19 protein-coding genes are annotated in these 18075 nt (G+C 60.0%); 2 read left to right on the top strand and 17 right to left on the bottom strand.

Going from position 1 to position 18075, the window contains the following annotated elements; all coding sequences use genetic code 11:
* Nucleotides 1-68 precede the first annotated feature (68 nt).
* The 7 genes from ACNYC6_RS04040 to ACNYC6_RS04010 all read right to left on the bottom strand — a co-directional run bounded on the left by ACNYC6_RS04040 (nt 69) and on the right by ACNYC6_RS04010 (nt 6439).
* Nucleotides 69-752 (bottom strand): sulfite exporter TauE/SafE family protein, encoded by a 684-nt coding sequence (locus tag ACNYC6_RS04040; protein WP_419711192.1) that lies wholly within the window; start codon nt 750-752, stop codon nt 69-71.
* On the bottom strand, nt 745-963 hold the full coding sequence (gene ccoS, locus ACNYC6_RS04035; protein ID WP_059404569.1) for a cbb3-type cytochrome oxidase assembly protein CcoS: 219 nt from the start codon (nt 961-963) through the stop codon (nt 745-747). The genes ACNYC6_RS04040 and ccoS overlap by 8 nt, the downstream gene beginning before the upstream one ends.
* A 22-nt stretch (nt 964-985) precedes the next feature.
* Nucleotides 986-3436, bottom strand: coding sequence for a heavy metal translocating P-type ATPase (locus ACNYC6_RS04030; protein ID WP_419711191.1), 2451 nt, complete (start codon nt 3434-3436; stop codon nt 986-988).
* 166 nt (nt 3437-3602) lie between these two features.
* Entirely contained in the window at nt 3603-4142 is a 540-nt protein-coding gene (locus ACNYC6_RS04025; RefSeq protein ID WP_419711190.1) for a FixH family protein, read from the bottom strand.
* Between the two features lie 11 nt (nt 4143-4153).
* On the bottom strand, nt 4154-5569 hold the full coding sequence (ccoG, locus tag ACNYC6_RS04020; protein ID WP_419711189.1) for a cytochrome c oxidase accessory protein CcoG: 1416 nt from the start codon (nt 5567-5569) through the stop codon (nt 4154-4156).
* Nucleotides 5570-5774: 205 nt separating this feature from the next.
* Nucleotides 5775-6185 carry a type II toxin-antitoxin system VapC family toxin gene (locus tag ACNYC6_RS04015; RefSeq protein WP_419711188.1) on the bottom strand — a complete coding sequence of 137 codons (411 nt, stop codon included), beginning with the start codon at nt 6183-6185 and terminating at the stop codon, nt 5775-5777.
* A complete protein-coding gene (locus tag ACNYC6_RS04010) occupies nt 6185-6439 on the bottom strand; it encodes a type II toxin-antitoxin system Phd/YefM family antitoxin (RefSeq protein ID WP_059404729.1) in 255 nt (84 codons plus the stop codon). Before ACNYC6_RS04010 ends, ACNYC6_RS04015 begins: the two co-directional genes overlap by 1 nt.
* A gap of 243 nt (nt 6440-6682) precedes the next feature.
* On the opposite strand from ACNYC6_RS04010, the gene ACNYC6_RS04005 reads away from it, so the two are divergent.
* Nucleotides 6683-7705: a metallophosphoesterase family protein gene (locus tag ACNYC6_RS04005; RefSeq protein ID WP_419711187.1), complete on the top strand. Its 1023-nt coding sequence runs from the start codon at nt 6683-6685 to the stop codon at nt 7703-7705.
* 61 nt (nt 7706-7766) lie between these two features.
* Here ACNYC6_RS04005 and ccoP (ACNYC6_RS04000) read toward each other — a convergent pair whose 3' ends face one another.
* The 8 genes from ccoP (ACNYC6_RS04000) to ccoN (ACNYC6_RS03965) form a co-directional block, all read right to left on the bottom strand.
* Nucleotides 7767-8750 carry a cytochrome-c oxidase, cbb3-type subunit III gene (gene ccoP / locus ACNYC6_RS04000; RefSeq protein ID WP_419711186.1) on the bottom strand — a complete coding sequence of 328 codons (984 nt, stop codon included), beginning with the start codon at nt 8748-8750 and terminating at the stop codon, nt 7767-7769.
* Nucleotides 8747-8932: a CcoQ/FixQ family Cbb3-type cytochrome c oxidase assembly chaperone gene (locus ACNYC6_RS03995; protein ID WP_003175465.1), complete on the bottom strand. Its 186-nt coding sequence runs from the start codon at nt 8930-8932 to the stop codon at nt 8747-8749. Before ACNYC6_RS03995 ends, ccoP (ACNYC6_RS04000) begins: the two co-directional genes overlap by 4 nt.
* Nucleotides 8933-8937: 5 nt before the next feature.
* Nucleotides 8938-9546, bottom strand: a complete 609-nt coding sequence (gene ccoO, locus ACNYC6_RS03990; protein ID WP_419711185.1) for a cytochrome-c oxidase, cbb3-type subunit II — start codon at nt 9544-9546, stop codon at nt 8938-8940.
* The gene (gene ccoN, locus ACNYC6_RS03985) at nt 9546-10988 is read right to left on the bottom strand and encodes a cytochrome-c oxidase, cbb3-type subunit I (protein WP_419711184.1); all 1443 of its coding nucleotides are present in this window, start codon (nt 10986-10988) and stop codon (nt 9546-9548) included. The genes ccoO (ACNYC6_RS03990) and ccoN (ACNYC6_RS03985) overlap by 1 nt, the downstream gene beginning before the upstream one ends.
* Before the next feature lie 482 nt (nt 10989-11470).
* Nucleotides 11471-12424 (bottom strand): cytochrome-c oxidase, cbb3-type subunit III, encoded by a 954-nt coding sequence (gene ccoP / locus ACNYC6_RS03980; RefSeq protein WP_419711183.1) that lies wholly within the window; start codon nt 12422-12424, stop codon nt 11471-11473.
* Nucleotides 12421-12609: a cbb3-type cytochrome oxidase subunit 3 gene (locus ACNYC6_RS03975; RefSeq protein ID WP_419711182.1), complete on the bottom strand. Its 189-nt coding sequence runs from the start codon at nt 12607-12609 to the stop codon at nt 12421-12423. Before ACNYC6_RS03975 ends, ccoP (ACNYC6_RS03980) begins: the two co-directional genes overlap by 4 nt.
* A gap of 3 nt (nt 12610-12612) precedes the next feature.
* Nucleotides 12613-13221, bottom strand: coding sequence for a cytochrome-c oxidase, cbb3-type subunit II (gene ccoO, locus ACNYC6_RS03970; protein WP_419711181.1), 609 nt, complete (start codon nt 13219-13221; stop codon nt 12613-12615).
* 10 nt (nt 13222-13231) lie between these two features.
* Entirely contained in the window at nt 13232-14656 is a 1425-nt protein-coding gene (gene ccoN, locus ACNYC6_RS03965; RefSeq protein ID WP_419711180.1) for a cytochrome-c oxidase, cbb3-type subunit I, read from the bottom strand.
* A 94-nt stretch (nt 14657-14750) separates the two neighbouring features.
* Here ccoN (ACNYC6_RS03965) and ACNYC6_RS03960 point away from each other — a divergent pair, with 94 nt between their 5' ends.
* Entirely contained in the window at nt 14751-15428 is a 678-nt protein-coding gene (locus ACNYC6_RS03960; RefSeq protein WP_419711179.1) for an alpha/beta fold hydrolase, read from the top strand.
* Nucleotides 15429-15536: 108 nt separating this feature from the next.
* Here ACNYC6_RS03960 and ACNYC6_RS03955 read toward each other — a convergent pair whose 3' ends face one another.
* Both ACNYC6_RS03955 and ACNYC6_RS03950 read right to left on the bottom strand, forming a co-directional pair.
* Nucleotides 15537-17102, bottom strand: coding sequence for a methyl-accepting chemotaxis protein (locus ACNYC6_RS03955; protein ID WP_419711178.1), 1566 nt, complete (start codon nt 17100-17102; stop codon nt 15537-15539).
* Between the two features lie 104 nt (nt 17103-17206).
* The gene (locus tag ACNYC6_RS03950) at nt 17207-17998 is read right to left on the bottom strand and encodes a type II CAAX prenyl endopeptidase Rce1 family protein (RefSeq protein WP_419711177.1); all 792 of its coding nucleotides are present in this window, start codon (nt 17996-17998) and stop codon (nt 17207-17209) included.
* Between the last annotated feature and the right edge of the window lie 77 nt (nt 17999-18075).

The raw sequence follows: 18075 nt of genomic DNA, 5'->3' as shown, positions 1-18075 counted from the left end.
TGATTTGTATCAAGGATAATTGGGCTCTGATTGCTTTTGTGGCGAGGGAGCAAGCTCCCTCGCCACAGTTAGTGCCCCATGAGCCAATGCTGATGCGGCCCCGGCAAGGTCCAGATGCCAAACAGCACCACCAGCAACCCGCCGGCCATGCGCACGCTGCGTTTGCGCAACAACGCGGTCACCCGTTCAGCCGCCAGCCCGGTGGCGAGCAACACCGGCCAGGTACCGAGGCCGAACGCCAGCATCAGCAGTGCGCTGTCCAGCGCATTGCCCTGACTGGCCGACCACAGCAGCGTGCTGTAAACCAGACCGCACGGCAGCCAGCCCCAGAGCGCGCCCAACAGCAGCGCACGAGGCAGGCTCGAGACCGGCAACAGTTTGTTGGCGACCGGTTGAATATGCCGCCACAGGCCGCGACCGAGGCTTTCGATACGCGTCAGGCCACTCCACCAGCCGGCCAGGTACAGGCCCATTGCGATCAGCAACAGCCCGGCGAGTACACGCATGAACATCGCTGCCGGGCTGTTGGCCACCGCCCAACCGGCCAGGCCGATCAGCAGGCCGGCAGTGGCATAGCTGAGGATTCGCCCGAGGTTGTAGGCCAGCAAAAGACGAAAGCGCCGGCTGCGTTGTTCCTTGGGAATCGCCAGGGTCAGCGCGCCCATCAAGCCACCGCACATGCCCAGGCAATGGCCACCACCGAGCAGACCGAGAATCACCGCAGACACCAACAGTGGCGCCAATTCAAGCATGGGGCGGGGCCTTGTCGTCGGGTTTGGCTGGATGGCCGCTGGCCTCGTCGACCGCTGCGGTGTGGTTGGGGTCCTGGTCGTCGAACAGGATGCTGTGGGCCGGGCCGTCGAGGTCGTCGTACTGACCGCTGTCGACCGCCCAGAAGAAGATGTAGATGGCGATGGCCACGATCAGCAGCGCGGCCGGGATCATCACGTAGAGAGCTGGCATCTGGACTCCATGCCCGCGCGGCTCAGGCCGGCAGCGGGCGGGTTTCTGGCGTGGCGTTGGCAGCGGGCGCGCTCGGCAGGCGAGTCAGGCGCAGGGCGTTCAACACCACGGTCAACGAACTGATCGACATGCCGACCGCGGCCCACACGGGCGTGATCCAGCCGAGGGCGGCGAACGGCAACATGAGGCCATTGTACAGCGCGGCCCACAGCAGATTCTCAATGATCACCCGACGGGTGCGCCGAGCGAGGCTGAAGGCTTGCACCAACGCGTCCAGGCGGTTAGACAACAGCACCGCATCCGCACTGGTTTTCGCCAGATCGGTGGCCGAGCCCATGGCGACGCTGATGTCGGCGGCGGCCAGCACCGGCACGTCATTCACGCCGTCACCGAGCATCAACACCTTGCGGCCTTCCTTGTGCAACTGTTGCAGGACGTGCAGTTTGTCGTCCGGACGCAAACTGCCCCGGGCCTCATCAATGCCGAGTTCAGCGGCAACACTGGCAACCATCGGTGAACTGTCGCCGGACAGCAGCAGCGTGCGCCAGCCGCGAGCCTTGCACGCTGCCAGCAGGGCAGGCGCGTCGGCACGCAAGCGATCATCGAGGACGAACCACGCCAACGGCCCCTGGCGATCACCGAGCAACAGCCATTGCCCGGCTTCATCCGGCATCGACGGCACCGCCGCGCCGCTGAGTTCGCAGACAAATCCGGGGTGGCCGATGCGCAAGCGTTGTTCGTCGACGACGCCTTCCAGGCCAAGGCCAGGTGTGCTGTGCACTTCTTCAGCGGCCAGCGGTGCGCGGCCAAAGGCGCGGGCGATCGGATGCTCCGAGCGGTTTTCCAGAGCGGCCGCGAGCCCCAGGCACTCATCGCTTCCCAATGCGCCGAGCGGGCGGATCGAGCGCAGCGCCAGGCGCCCTTCGGTGAGGGTGCCGGTCTTGTCGAAAATCACCGTATCGATCTGGTTCAGGCCCTCCAGCACATGGCCGCGAGTCAACAGCAAGCCGAGTTTGTGCAGGGTGCCGGTGGCCGCAGTGAGAGCGGTCGGCGTCGCCAGGGACAAGGCGCACGGGCAGGTCGCGACGAGCATCGCCAGCACAATCCAGAACGCCCGCGAAGAATCCAGCTGCCACCACAACAGGCCGATGGCAGCGGCAGCGATCAGTGACAACAACAGGAACCATTGGGCGGCGCGGTCGGCGATTTCCGCCAGTCGCGGTTTTTCCGCCTGGGCGCGATCCAGCAGACGGACGATGGCGCAGAGGCGGGTGTCCTGGCCGAGCGCCTGCACTTCGACGGTCAAGGCGCCTTCGACATTCAGCGTGCCCGCCGTGACGACATCGCCCGGCGTGCGTGCCTGTGGCAGGTATTCGCCGGTCAGCAGTGATTCGTCGATGCTCGATTGGCCGCCGAGGATCTTGCCGTCAGCCGGAAGGATTGCGCCCGGGTGCACCAGCACCTGATCACCGACACGCAACTCGCTCAGCAGGATCCGCTCGCTCTGGCCGTCGGCGCTCAGGCGCAAACATGAGGCGGGCAGCAGATTGACCAGGTGCGCGGTGGCGGCGGCCGTACGCTCGCGGGCGCGACGCTCCAGATAACGTCCGGCCAGCAGGAACAATGCGAACATGCCGACCGCATCGAAATACAGTTCGCCAACCCCGGTGATCGAAGTCCAGATCCCGGCGATGTAGGCACTGCCGATGGCCAGCGACACCGAAACGTCCATGGTCAGGTGACGGGTGCGCAGGTCGCGCATCGCGCCTTTGAAGAACGGTGCGCAGCTGTAGAACACGATCGGGGTGGTGAGAAACAGCGCGACCCAACGCAGGATGGTGTGCAGCTCGGGGCTGAGGTCGATGTTGAATTCAGGCCAGGTGGCCATGGTCGCCATCATCGCCTGGAACCACAGCAGCCCGGCGACCCCGAGTTGGCGCAGGGCCAGACGGTTTTCGCTGGCCAGTTGTTCGCTGGCGCGGTCGGCTTGATAGGGATGGGCGGCGTAACCGATGTGGCGTAACTCGCTGAGCACCTGGCTCAGCGGCAATTGCGCATCGGCCCAGCGTACGTGCAGGCGATGGTTGGACAGGTTCAGCCGGGCTTCGGCCACGGCCGGCAAGGTGCGCAGGTGTTTCTCGATCAGCCAGCCGCAGGCGGCACAACTGATGCCTTCCATCAGCAGCGTGGTTTCGGCCAACTCGCCTTCATGGCGGACGTAGGGCTGTTGCACGTCGGCACGGTCATACAGCGCCAGTTCATCGACCAGTTGCACCGGCAGTGCTTCGGGGTTGGCCGAGGCTTCACTGCGGTGTTGGTAATAGCTTTCCAGTCCCCCGGCGACGATGGCTTCGGCCACAGCCTGGCAGCCCGGGCAGCAGAACTCGCGGGGTTCCCCGAACACGACGGCGGTGAAGCGGCTGCCGGGCGGGACGGGCAGGGCGCAGTGGTAGCAGGGGGTTGGGGTGGTCATTTTTGTAGCCATGAAAGCCTTTGTGGCGAGGGAGCTTGCTCCCGCTCGACTGCGCGGCAGGCGCAATGCTGCAGGCTTGCCGTACCTGATAGAAGCGGTTTACAGGTTTTAGGGCCGCTGCGCGACCCAGCGGGAGCAAGCTCCCTCGCCACATTCGATTGCATTCTTACTTCTTCAGGTCTTCCGCGCCTTGCAACGGTTCATCACCGAGCAGCAGATCCTTGTCATGATTGACCAGTTCTTCTTCGAACATGCGCCAGATATGGTCGTCCTGGGTACCCAGCAATTCGACAAAGCGGCGGCCTTCGATCTTGTCGCTCAACTGACCGATGTAACGACCCTGTTCGGTTTCGCTGCGGGTCAGGACGATCTTGCGGTCCTTCTCTGGTTGGGTCGGCGAGATCAGGTTCAGTTCCAGGCTTTTCGGCTGGCTGTTGCCGCTCAGGCGCAGGTCGACTTCGCCGGTCACGTCATCCAGATGAATGCTGGCGCGCATCAGCAGGGTTTGCGCCAGCAGTTCACGGTCGAGGGAGCGGTTGATGCCTTTGCCGGCCTCGTAGTAGTTGTCGTTGACCAGGTTGTCCGGGTTGTTCACCGCGATGGTCACCATGGACAAGGTCAGGGTCACCGAGCAGGCCAGGATCCCGATGATGATCCACGGCCAAAGGTGCTTGTACCAGGGACTTGCGGCAGTTGCTGCGGGCATGATCACTTCTCTCAACGATTTTGTGGGCCGATGAACCGGCTCTTGGCTTCAACGTGGATGCTGGCGTCATCGGCATCCTTGAGGATGAATTTCACCTCGTTGGTGCTCGATGGCAGGTGTTCCGGCGCCACGGACAACTCGGCGGGCTGGCTGATGATATCGCCGGCCGCAACCTTGATTTCGCGTCGGCCTTGCAGCTTGAGGTCCGGCAGGCCGGTGGCTTCGAGCACGTAGGTGTGGTCACGCTGGTCCTTGTTCATGATCTTCAGGCTGTAGACGTTTTCGATCCGGCCTTCGGCGTTCTCGCGGTACAGCACGCGGTCCTTGCTGACGTCGAAACCCACCAGTGAGCGCATAAAGAAAGCGGTCACCAGCAAACTGATCATCGCCAGCAGTACCACGGCATAGCCGATCAGGCGCGGACGCAGTTTATGGGTTTTCTGCCCGGACAGGTTGTGTTCGGTGGTGTAGCTGATCAGGCCGCGCGGGTACTCCATTTTGTCCATGATGGCGTCACAGGCATCGATGCACGCGGCACAGCCGATGCATTCGATTTGCAGGCCATCCCGGATGTCGATGCCGGTCGGGCAGACCTGGACGCACATGGTGCAGTCGATGCAGTCACCCAGGCCCTGGGCCTTGTAGTCGATGCCTTTCTTGCGCGGACCACGGCCTTCGCCACGACGCGGGTCGTAGGAAACGATCAGGGTGTCCTTGTCGAACATCACGCTTTGAAAACGTGCATACGGGCACATGTAGATGCACACCTGCTCGCGCAACCAGCCGGCGTTGCCGTAGGTGGCGAGGGTGAAGAAACCGACCCAGAAGTAAGACCAGCCATCCGCTTCGCCGGTGAAGAATTCGATCACCAGTTCGCGGATCGGCGAGAAGTAACCGACGAAGGTCATGCCGGTGACGAAGCCGATCAACAGCCACAGGGTGTGCTTGCTGAATTTGCGCAGGAACTTGTTGGCGCTCATCGGCGCCTTGTCGAGCTTGATGCGCTGGTTGCGGTCGCCTTCGGTGACCTTTTCGCACCACATGTAGATCCACGTCCACACGCTTTGCGGGCAGGTATAACCACACCAGACCCGGCCGGCGTACACCGTGATGAAGAACAGGCCGAAGGCGGCGATGATCAACATGCCGGACAGCAGAATGAAGTCCTGGGGCCAGAAGGTGGCACCGAAGATGAAGAACTTGCGTTCCGGCAGGTTCCACCAGACAGCCTGATGGCCACCCCAATTGAGCCAGACCGTACCGAAATACAGCAGGAACAATACGGCGCCGCCCGCCATGCGCAGGTTGCGAAACAGACCGGTGAAGGCGCGGGTGTAGATCTTTTCTCGAGAGGCGTAGAGGTCGACGCTGTTGTTCGCGTTCTTGGCGGGTGGAGTGACGTCGTGTACCGGAATCTGGTTGCTCATCATTGCATCCCACGGCAGTGGAAAAATGCCTCGGTCAGTACGTGCCGACCGCGGTCAAAAAGAGATGTTGCAGTGGCGCAATGATACGCCTGTCGCTCTAGGTCGCGGGTGCGACCTTTGGTCACGTTTGGCAAAATCAATTGATGGTGTAATGACTTGAATCAATTGACTTGAGAATTATGGACGGTTTTGCGAAGGCCGCGGCTCAATCGGCCCATGGGTTAATCAACTGCACGCCACTGGATTGAAAGTCGCCGACGTTGCGGGTGACGACAGTCAGGCCATGAACCAGCGCAGTGGCTGCAATCAATGCATCTGCTTCATTGGCGCGATCCGGCACATGCAAACTGGCACATCGAAGGGCCACGGCAGCATCGATCGGCAGGATACGGGCATCGAAAGCCGGGATGACGTGACGCTTGAGCCAGGTGCGCAATACCTTTCCCTGCGCGGGATGGCGGCGCTCCACGCGTAGAACACCGGTCTCCAGTTCTTTCAAGGTAATGGCTGAAATGAACATGCGCGGAGCCATGATGCTTTTGGCCCAGGCGACGACGTTCGCATCAGCCTGAGGTTTGCGTAGCTCCGAAATCACGTTGGTATCAAGTAGAAACATCAAGACAAATCCACAGGGCGGTGAGTGATCACGGCACGCTCGGTTTCGAACTCGATGTCTGCCGCTTCTGGCATTACCAACAGGTCGACGATGTCGGCGTTAATGCCGGTCAGTTTTTGGTAATCCTCAATGCTTAGCAGCACATGGGCCGGTTTGCCTCGGTCGGTGATGAAAACCGGCCCCTGGCGCGTGGCTTTTTTGGCACCACTTGTGTCCTGGTTGAATTCGCGGCTGGAAATGGTGGTGATGGCCATCATGTCTGACCCTCTTGAATGTTCGGATGTAGAAACGTTACTACCTGAGTGCTCGCCTCGCAACCTTGTCGCTCCAGCGCTCGACCGTCGGTCATTGTCAGGCTGATCGGGAGTCTTGCGAAACATTCGTTATTGAAGTGGGAACATCCAACCCCTTTGTTCTAAATCAGTTCATGTCGTAAGTTGATGAGGCGGGCTTTTGTTATTCGCTTGAATTGTTCAACTTAATGGATATGGATATCTATGGTTACTGAAAAATTGTTCAAAGTGCTTTTGTGCGCTTTGTTATGGATTAGTGCGTTCAGTGTTTATTCGGCACAAGATGACTACCTGCCGAAGCATTTGATATTTACCTCGGACCCTCAGTACCCGTGGACTGAAAGTTCCGACGTTGGCTGGGATGAGTCAACGGCGGAAAAAGAACGGCGTTCGCAATGGCTGATCGAAACCCAGTACTCGGATGTGGCCAACTTCAGGAACAATGTTGCGTCCAGTCCTGATCGGGTTCCGGTCATGATCAATGGTGATATGACGGCTTTTGGTCATGGTGGCCAGCGCTCGACGGTCAAGTCGATTCTCGACAAGCAGCTAGGGGGCGTTTATGACTATGGATTAGGTAATCACGACTACGAAAATAATGTGGATGATTGCAGCTTTCCTGAAAATAATTGCGCCGCAGGTAGCATCGAGGAATTGAAGGGGAAGTACTGGGGTAACGTTTTTAGTATGGACCTGGCCGCACGTGCTGAATCTGGAATCAAGATTTATTACGGCAGTCTTGCCTACTCAAAAACAGTGGGCGATGTTCATTTGGTGCAACTGAATAATGAGCCGACTTACTCGGTTGAGTTTAACTCTGGCTTTCCGTTCAATAGGGTCAGGTTTGAAATAACCGATGCACTGGATTGGCTGGAGCGTGACCTGCAGCGAGCACACACCCAAGGCAAGATCATCATTCTGAACATGCACAAGCCCGACCGTTGGCACGGGAGTGATGAACAGATAAAGCGCTTTAAAACACTCATTACCCGCTACCCGGTGACGGCGGTGTTCGCTGGCCATTTGCACAATGAACCAGGGGAATACATCGGCTGGAATCGTCGGGACTACTTCGGTGACGTGCCGGTGTTCCTCAGTGGTGCTGCTTCCAATAAGACGTATCTGATCGCCGATATTGCGCCGGATCGCAAGACGCTGAAAGTACATCAGGTCAATGGTAACAATTGGCCAAGCCGTCAGCCGATTGCGGTCATCCTTGTCCGATAATCATTAATCAAAAAAAAGCCCTGTCAGATGACCGGGCTTTTTTATGCATCAAGCGTTTGCCTTATTGGGCGTCCGCCGCCGGAGCTTTCTCGCCGTGAGACAAGCTGTAGACGTAAGCGGCCAGCAGGTGAACCTTGTCGTTGCCCTGCATTTGCTCTTGCGCAGGCATCTGGCCCTGACGGCCGTAACGGATGGTCTGCTGCAGTTGAGCGAAGCTCGAACCGTAGATAAACGCGGCCGGGTGGGTCAGGTTTGGTGCGCCCATCGCTGGAGTACCTTTACCTTCCGGACCGTGGCAAGCCACGCAGTTGGCAGCGAACAGCTTCTGCCCGGCAACCGGATCTGCCTTGGCGCCTTCCGGCAGCTTGCGGCCATCGAGGTTGGTCAGAATAAATGCAGCCACATCGCTGACGCCTTGCTCGCCGATCACTTCAGCCCACGCCGGCATGACCGCGTGACGACCGCCCATGATGGTGGTCTTGATGGTTTCCGGCTCACCGCCCCAGCGCCAGTCGGCGTCGGTCAGGTTAGGGAAACCGTAGGCGCCTTTGGCGTCGGAACCGTGGCAGACCGAGCAGTTGGAGGCAAACAGGCGGCCCCCCATCTTCAGGGCTTGCGGATCCTTGGCCACTTCTTCGATTGGCATGGAAGCGAACTTGGCGAAGATCGGACCGAACTTGGCGTCCGAACGAGCCATTTCCTTTTCCCACTCGTGAACGCCGGTCCAGCCGGTCTGGCCGTTGGCAAACGCGGTCTGCTTCTCGTTATCCAGGTAGTTGTAACCCGGCAACAGGCCCTTCCAGTTACCCAGGCCTGGGTACAGCACCAGGTAACCCAGGGCGAAGATGATGGTGCCCACGAACAGCATGAACCACCATTTCGGCAGTGGGTTGTCGTACTCCTCGATCCCGTCGAAGGAGTGCCCAACGGTCTCTTCGGTGGCCTCGGTGCGCTGGCCCTTGCGGGTCGACAGCAACAGCCAGGTCAGGGCGAAGATCGTACCGAGACTGAGGACTGTGACGTACAGACTCCAGAATGTAGTCATTCTTTGTTACTCCTAGAAGCTTGCTCGACGTGCTTGATGGCTTCGGGATCATCCGCGAAAGGCAGCAAGGTCGCGTCTTCAAACTCCGACTTGCGCTTGGGGCTGAATACCCACAACGCCAGACCGATGAAGGCCACCATCACAACGACGGTGCCCAGGCCACGAATCATCCCGATATCCATTTAGATCACCGTTTGCTTTTGATGATGGTGCCCAGGCCCTGCAGATAGGCCACCAGCGCGTCCATTTCGGTTTTGCCCTTCACAGCATCCTTGGCGCCGGCGATGTCTTCGTCGGTGTAAGGGACGCCGAGCGTGCGCAAGACTTCCATTTTCTTGGCGGTGTCTTTGCCGTCGAGCTTGTTTTCCACGAGGAACGGGTAGGCCGGCATTTTCGACTCGGGCACCACGTTGCGCGGGTTGTACAAGTGCGCACGCTGCCAGTCATCGGAGTAACGACCGCCGACACGGGCCAGGTCCGGACCGGTACGCTTGGAACCCCACAGGAACGGGTGATCCCAGACGCTTTCACCGGCGACCGAGTAGTGGCCGTAACGTTCGGTTTCAGCACGGAACGGGCGGATCATCTGCGAGTGGCAGCCGACACAACCGTTGGCGATGTAAACGTCCCGGCCTTCCAGTTCAAGGGCGGGGCGGGGCTTCATGCCTTCGACCGGCTTGTTGGTGACGTCCTGGAAAAACAGCGGAACGATCTGGGTCAGGCCGCCGACGCTGACGGCGATAACCATGAAGAAGGCCAGCAGGCCAATGTTCTTCTCGACTGCTTCATGCTTCATCAGTGAGCTCCAACTACAGCAATCTGTTCGGCGGCTTCAGCTTCTGCCGGGTTCGAGGCGCGTACGGTACGGAACACGTTGTAGGCCATGAACAGCATGCCGCTGGCGAAGAACGCACCGCCCAGGGCGCGAACGATGAAGCCAGGGTGGCTGGCTTGCAGCGCTTCGACGAACGAGTAGGTGAGGGTGCCGTCATCGTTGATTGCACGCCACATCAGGCCTTGGGTGATGCCGTTGACCCACATCGAAGCGATGTACAGAACGGTACCGATGGTCGCGAGCCAGAAGTGCGTGTTGATCAGGCCGGTGCTGTGCATCTGCGCACGACCGAACAGTTTCGGGATCATGTGGTAGATCGCGCCGATCGAGATCATCGCTACCCAGCCAAGAGCGCCGGCGTGTACGTGGCCGATGGTCCAGTCGGTGTAGTGCGACAGCGAGTTGACGGTCTTGATCGCCATCATCGGGCCTTCGAAGGTCGACATGCCGTAGAACGCCAGCGATACCACGAGGAAGCGCAGGATCGGGTCGGTGCGCAGCTTATGCCAGGCGCCCGAGAGGGTCATCATGCCGTTGATCATGCCGCCCCAGCTCGGCGCCAGCAGGATGATCGACATGGCCATGCCCAGGGACTGAGCCCAATCCGGCAGCGCGGTGTAGTGCAGGTGGTGGGGGCCGGCCCAGATGTAGAGAGTGATCAGTGCCCAGAAGTGCACGATCGACAGGCGATAGGAGTAGATCGGACGCTCGGCCTGTTTCGGCACGAAGTAGTACATCATCCCCAGGAAGCCGGTGGTCAGGAAGAAACCTACCGCGTTGTGGCCGTACCACCACTGAATCATCGCGTCAGTCGCACCCGAGTAGGCGGAGTAGGACTTGAACAGGCTGACCGGCAGCGACATGTGGTTGACGATGTGCAGCATCGCGGTCACGACGATGAACGCGCCGTAGAACCAGTTACCGACATAGATGTGCTTGGTCTTGCGCTTGACGATGGTGCCGAAGAACACCAGTGCGTAAACGATCCAGACAATGGCCAGCAAAATGGCCAGCGGCCATTCCAGCTCAGCATATTCCTTGGTGGTGGTGTAACCCAGCGGCAAGGTAATGCCTGCACCGACGATCACCGCTTGCCATCCCCAGAAGTGGAAGGCCGCGAGGCTGTCGGAAATCAGTCGCGTTTGGCAGGTTCGCTGCACGACGTAATAGGAAGTGGCAAACAGTGCACATCCACCGAAGGCGAAAATCACCAGGTTTGTGTGCAACGGGCGCAAGCGTCCAAAGCTCGTCCATGGCAGACCGAAGTTCAACTCCGGCCAGACCAGTTGCGAGGCGATGAAGACACCGAGCCCCATGCCAAGGATCCCCCAGACCACCGTCATGATGGCGAACTGGCGGACTACCTTATAGTTATAAGCAGTCGGACTGATTGCTGTGCTCATTCTAAGGTTCCACGGTTTGGGTGTTTTATTAGGATTAAAAATCGGCCGCAAGTATGGAGAAAGCAGGGGGTCATTGCAACGCGCCATGACCTGGGTCAATGCTTTCAAATGCTGATTCTGCGGCCTTTCCATGCGCCGCGTAAGGACAAAATTGCCCACGGGCAAAATGTCTCGGCGGACTCGATAGGCGAGGGGGTCAGGTCGGATGTAACGGCGTGTGTTCAAACGCAACGATTGGGTGACCGGAGGCAATTGGCGCGACAGCCGGTATCTACCAGCCTTTGCGGCCTGTCAGTCAGCCGAATCGTCGAACACATCGTTCGCGGTCGACCTGGAACCGGTGTTCGCCGGTCCGCATCGGGGGAAGCTTAGACCCGAATCCGGTGAACCGAAAGAAAGACACCATGGGGGTGCGACAATGCGTCGCAAAGGGGCGGGAGGTTGCCGCATCCATGTGAATGCGGCAGTAGTTCGCTCGAGATTTATTCGCTTTTGTCTTCAGCCTGTAAACGTTCGGTATTCAAACCGTTGGACAGGCTGTACACATAAGCGGCCACCAGCTGAACTTTATCGTTGCCGAGCAGTTCGTTCTGCGCCGGCATATGGCCCTGACGGCCATGACGAATCGTCTGCTCCAACTGCGTCAGGCTGGTGCCGTAAATGAAGCCGGCCGGGTGTGTCAGGTTCGGCGCACCCATGGCTGCAGTGCCTTGGCCGTTTGCCCCATGACAGGCCACGCAGGTGGTGCTGAACGCTTGTTGTCCGGCTTGCAGGTCGGCAGCGCTGTCGGCAGGCAATGGCAGGCCGGCCAGTTCATGACGTACATAAGCGGCTACGTTTTTCACGCCGGCCTCGCCCAGCATTTCACCCCAGGCCGGCATTGCCGCCATGCGCCCGCCCATGATGGTGGTCTTGATGGTGTCGGCATTGCCGCCCCAGCGCCAATCGCTGTCCGCCAGGTTGGGAAAGCCGAACGCGCCCTTGGCATCCGAGCCGTGGCACACCGAGCAGTTGGAGGCGAACAGGCGTCCGCCCATTTTCAGTGCTTGCGGGTCTTTAGCCACTTCTTCCACCGGCATCGCGGCGAATTTGGCGAAGATCGGCCCGAATTTCGCGTCAGCCTTGTCCATCTCCTTTTCCCATTCGTGCACACCGGTCCAGCCGTTTTCGTAGCCGGGCAGGATGCCCTTCCAGTTGCCCAGGCCCGGATAAAGAATCAGGTAGCCGACGGCAAACACCAACGTGCCGGCGAACAGCATGAACCACCATTGCGGCAGCGGATTGTCGTACTCCTCGATGCCGTCGAAGCTGTGGCCCATGGTCTGGTCGACACTGCCCTTGGTTTCGCCCTTGCGGGTGCCGATCAGCAGCCAGGTCAGGCCGATCAGGCTGCCGATGGTCAGTACGCAGATCCACGTACTCCAGAAGGTGGTCATGGCCGGGTACTCCTTGTTTCTTCGGTGATGTCGGGTTGTGGCTCGTCGGCGAACGGCAGCAGGCGCGCTTCGGCGAATTCCGGGTTGCGTTTGTTGTTGAACACCCACAAGGTCAGGCCGACGAAAGCCACGAACACCACGACCGTGCCCAGGCCGCGGATCATTCCAGTGCTGATCTCAAACATGACTCACCTCTTGCTCTTGATCGCAGTGCCGAGCACTTGCAGGTAGGCGACCAGTGCGTCCATTTCGCTCTTGCCCTTGAGCGAGGCGACGGCGCCGCTGATGTCTTCATCGGTGTACGGCACGCCGAGGGTGCGCAGGGTCTTGAGCTTGGTTTCGGTGTGACTGCTGTCGAGTGGGTTGGCCACCAGCCACGGGTAGGCGGGCATCTTCGATTCCGGCACGACGTTGCGCGGGTTGTACAAGTGCGCGCGGTGCCAGTCATCCGAGTAGCGCGCTCCGACTCGCGCCAGGTCCGGCCCGGTGCGTTTCGAGCCCCAGAGGAACGGGTGATCCCAGACGCTTTCACCGGCCACCGAGTAGTGGCCGTAGCGTTCGGTCTCGGCGCGAAACGGCCGGATCATCTGCGAGTGGCAGCCGACGCAGCCTTCGCGGATGTAGAGATCGCGACCTTCCAGTTGCAGCGCGGTGTAGGGCTTCATGCCTTCCACCGGTTTATTGGTCACGTCCTGGAAGAACAGCGGGACGATCTGGGTCAGGCCGCCGATGCTCACGGCGAGCACCATCAGCAGCATCAACAGGCCGACGTTTTTCTCGATTGTTTCGTGTTTCATGGCGGTCTCCTCAGGCCATCTGCGCGGCAGCGGCGACGTCGGCAGGCTGCGAGGCCCGCACGGTGCGCCAGGTGTTGTAAGCCATCAGGAACATGCCGCTGAGGAAGATCGCACCGCCCACCAGTCGCACGACGAAGCCGGGGTGGCTGGCCACCAGGGTTTCAACGAATGAGTAAGTCAGCGTGCCGTCCTCGTTCACCGCGCGCCACATCAGGCCCTGGGCGATGCCGTTGACCCACATCGAGGCGATGTACAAAACGGTGCCGATGGTGGCCAGCCAGAAGTGCGCATTGATCAGGCCGATGCTGTGCATCTGCTCGCGTCCGAAGACTTTCGGGATCATGTGGTACAGCGCGCCGATGGAGATCATCGCCACCCAGCCGAGCGCACCGGCGTGAACGTGGCCGATGGTCCAATCGGTGTAGTGGGAGAGGGCGTTGACGGTCTTGATCGCCATCATCGGGCCTTCGAAGGTCGACATGCCGTAGAACGCCAGCGACACCACGAGGAAGCGCAGGATCGGGTCGCTGCGCAACTTATGCCAGGCGCCCGACAGCGTCATCATGCCATTGATCATCCCGCCCCAGCTCGGCGCCAGCAGCACCAGCGACATCACCATGCCCAGCGACTGCGCCCAGTCCGGCAGCGCCGTGTAGTGCAAGTGGTGCGGACCGGCCCAGATGTACAGAGTGATCAGCGCCCAGAAGTGCACGATCGACAGGCGATAGGAATACACCGGGCGTTCGGCCTGCTTCGGCACGAAGTAATACATCATGCCAAGGAACCCGGCGGTGAGGAAAAAGCCCACGGCGTTGTGCCCGTACCACCACTGCACCATGGCGTCGGTGGCGCCGGCGTACAGCGAGTAGGACTTGGTGAAACTCACCGGCAACTCAAGGTTGTTGACGATGTGCAGGATGGCGACGGTGATGATAAATCCGCCGAAGAACCAGTTGCCGACATAGATGTGTTTGGTCTTGCGCTTCATCACCGTGCCGAAGAACACGATGGCGTAGGCGACCCAGACAATGGTGATCAGAATGTCGATCGGCCATTCCAGCTCGGCGTACTCCTTGGAACTGGTGTAGCCCAGCGGCAGGCTGATGGCTGCCAGCAGGATCACCAGTTGCCAGCCCCAGAAGCAGAATGCGGCGATTTTCGGCGCAAACAATTGGGTCTGGCAGGTGCGTTGTACCGAATAGAACGAACTGGCGAACAGCGCACAACCGCCGAAGGCGAAGATCACCGCGTTGGTGTGCAGCGGGCGCAAACGGCCGAAACTGGTCCACGGCAAATTGAAGTTGAGTTCGGGCCAGACCAACTGGGCCGCGAGAAAAACCCCGAGCCCCATGCCGACGATGCCCCACACCACCGTCATAATGGCGAATTGGCGGACCACCTTGTAGTTGTAGGCGGTACTGATAGAAGTGTTCATGGTTCCCCATCCACGGTTCAGCCGAAGTGAGCGCGCAGCGCTTGGCAGCGCACCCTTCGGCCGGAGTTATAGGCAGACTAAAAGCGAGGCAAGCATGGACAAAGGGCACAAGGCCGGTATTGACGGGGATCAATGGGCGCAGTGTGCGCGCGATCGCGGATGGCTTTGGGACGGCGCTTCAGGCGCTGCATCGGCGACGCTGATCCTCGCCCATGGCGCCGGCGCACCGATGGACAGCACCTGGATGAATGACATGGCCGCACGCCTCGCGGCACATGGCGTCAACGTGTTGCGCTTCGAGTTTCCGTACATGGCGCAACGCCGTGTCGATGGCGGTAAACGTCCACCGAATCCGGCGCCGAAACTGCTGGAATGCTGGCGTGAGGTGTATGCCGAGGTGCGGCGTCATGTCGCCGGGCCGCTGGCCATCGGCGGCAAGTCCATGGGCGGGCGGATGGCCAGTTTGCTGGCCGATGAATTGGGGGCGGATGCGTTGGTATGCCTGGGTTATCCGTTTTATGCCGTGGGCAAACCGGAGAAACCGCGGGTGGAGCATCTGGCTTCTTTGAAAACCCGCACGTTGATCGTGCAGGGTGAGCGGGATGCCCTGGGCAACCGGGAGGCGGTGGAAGGCTATGCGCTGTCACCGAGCATCGAGGTGTTCTGGTTGGTGGCGGGGGATCATGATTTGAAGCCTCTGAAGGCTTCCGGGTTTACCCATGAGCAGCATTTGGCGGCTGCGGCGCAAAAGGTGGTTTCATTCATTCAGTGACGTGTTGTGCAGGCTGTGATGAGGGCCTACCAGACAACATCACTTTCACGGAATCAATAAAAAACCCGGAAGCTTTCACTGTCCGGGTTTTTGTCATGCCAGCATCAATCAGCGGTTAAACCGCTCCACCAACGAATACTGGGTATTCGCGGTCTTGGTCAACTCTTCACTTAACAACGCCGAGTTCTGTGCTTGTTCCGAAGTCTGGTCAGCTAGGTGCGAAATGTTGCTGATGTTGCGGCTGATTTCCTCGGCCACGGCACTTTGCTCTTCGGTCGCGGCGGCGATCTGGGTGGTCATGTCGGTGATGTTGGCCACCGCTTCGCTGATGCCCACCAATGCCTGATCCGCTTCCAGCACCCGTGCCACACCTTCTTCAGCCTGACGATGTCCAGCTTCCATGGTCTGCACGGCAGTGCCGGCGGTTTGTTGCAGTTTGGCGATCAGGGCATGGATCTGCCCGGTGGATTCGCTGGTGCGTTGCGCCAGTTGCCGGACTTCGTCGGCGACCACCGCAAAACCACGTCCCATCTCACCGGCACGGGCCGCTTCGATGGCCGCGTTGAGCGCCAGCAGGTTGGTCTGGTCGGCGATGCCTTTGATCACGTCGACCACGCCGCCGATTTCGTCACTGTCTTTGGCCAGTTGAGTCACGGTCAGGCCGGTTTCACCCACAACCACCGACAGGCGCTGGATCGCTTCGCGGGTTTCCCCGGCGATGTCACGACCGCGACCAGTCAGGCGATTGGCTTCCTGAGTGGCATCGGCAGTGCGCTGCACGTGGCTGGCGACTTCCTGAGTGGTGGCGGCCATCTGATTGACGGCGGTCGCCACTTGCTCGGTCTCGACGCGCTGACGTTCCAGGCCAGTGGAGCTGTTGTGTGCCAGGGCATCGGACTGCTTCGCCTGATCGGTCAGGTGTTCGGCTGTGTCCTGCAGGCGAGTCAGGCAGGTTTTCAGGCGCGCTTCCTGGCTGAGGATCGACATTTCCAGACGCGCCTGGGCGCCACGGCTGTCGGTGTACATCTGCGCGATCAACGGGTCGGACGTGGTTTGCTCAGCCAGACGCAGCAAGCGCTTGATGCCGCGTTGCTGCCAGCTCAGGCCCATCAGGCCCAGCGGCACCGAAAGGCCGGCGGCCAGGGCGAAACCCCACTGCGAGGTCAGGGTGGCGCCGATCATGAAGCTCAACTGGCTGACCAGAATGAACGGCAGCCAGTCCTGTAGTACCGGCAACCATTTATCCGAGGAAGGAATGGCCGACTTGCCCTGGTTGATGCGTTGATAGAGCGCTTCGGCACGGTGAATCTGTTCGGCGGTGGGTTTGACCCGCACCGACTCGTAACCGATGACCTGATTGCCTTCGAAGATCGGCGTCACATAGGCATTAACCCAATAGTGATCACCGTTCTTGCAGCGATTCTTGACAATGCCCATCCATGGCAAGCCTTGTTTCAGTGTGCCCCACATGTGCGCGAACACCGCGGCCGGGACGTCGGGGTGACGCACCAGGTTATGCGGCGCACGGATCAGTTCCTCACGAGAAAACCCGCTGATCTCGACGAAGTCGTCGTTGCAGTAGGTAATCATGCCCTTGGCATCGGTGGTGGAAATCAACCGTTGCTGAGCCGGGAATGTCCGCTCGCGTTGTGTAATTGGCTGGTTGTTACGCATGGCTTTTTAATCCGCAAGGCTTTCAAGTGTTGTATCGGCCTCCATCGGGATTTGTTGAGACTATTTTTCGATAATCAGTGGCACGTCGCAAAACGTCCCTTGCGTCAGCGCGCCAGCATCGGATAGGTGAACAGGCCAAAGTGCAGCACATTCAAGCCAAAGTGAGTGGCGATGGCCGCGGCCAGTCCACCAAAACGGTAAGCCAGTCCGTATCCGATCCCGGCCAGGCCCGCCAGCAACACCCATTGCCAGCCTGCCCCTGCGTGCACCAGGCCGAACAGCAGCGAAGCGAGCAGCAGCGCGAGATTTTCGCCGTACGCCAGGTGCTTGAAGCATCGGCTCAGACCGCCCTGGATATAGCCACGAAACAGCGCCTCTTCGACCAGCGTCACCAGTAGCAGGTTGTTCAGCAGCCACAGCCAGGCATGTTCCGGCCATTTCGGCGCCCAACCGATGACACCCAACAGCAGCGCGCCGCCCAGGGCCAGCACCGCGCTCACAGTCAGTGCCAAAGGTGTGGCATACAGGAACAGCCGCAGGGAACGCCAGCCGACAATCCAAGGACATACCAACAACAGCCAGAAGCCGATCAGGGGTTTGTCCAGATTCAGGTACAGGGAGAACCGCACGGCATCGTCGGTGAATTGCTGAGCTGGAATGACACGACCGTTGTAGAACCCCGGCAGCCAGTGCATCGCCAAGGCCAGGGCGAGAAAGATGAACAGCGCGTGGCCGAGATAGCGACCGAACTGAAGTTGTTGTTGGCGGACGGCGTAACCGGCGATCAGCAACAAGCCGACGGATATCCCGGCGAGCCAGCCAAGTCGGCCATAGGTCAGGGCCATGCCGTAGCCGAGCGAGAGCAGAGCCAGTAGCGTCCATGGCAGGGCGAACATTGAAAATCCTTGTGTCTAAATTCTGTGGGCCTGCACCAGCCCCCTGTGGGAACGAGCCTGCTCGCGATAGCGGAGTG

Source organism: Pseudomonas sp. NFX224, from assembly GCF_048565165.1.
In the GTDB taxonomy this organism is placed as follows: domain Bacteria; phylum Pseudomonadota; class Gammaproteobacteria; order Pseudomonadales; family Pseudomonadaceae; genus Aquipseudomonas.
The sequence above is the reverse complement of the archived record's forward strand: the minus strand, read 5'-3'. Positions and strand labels throughout refer to the sequence as shown.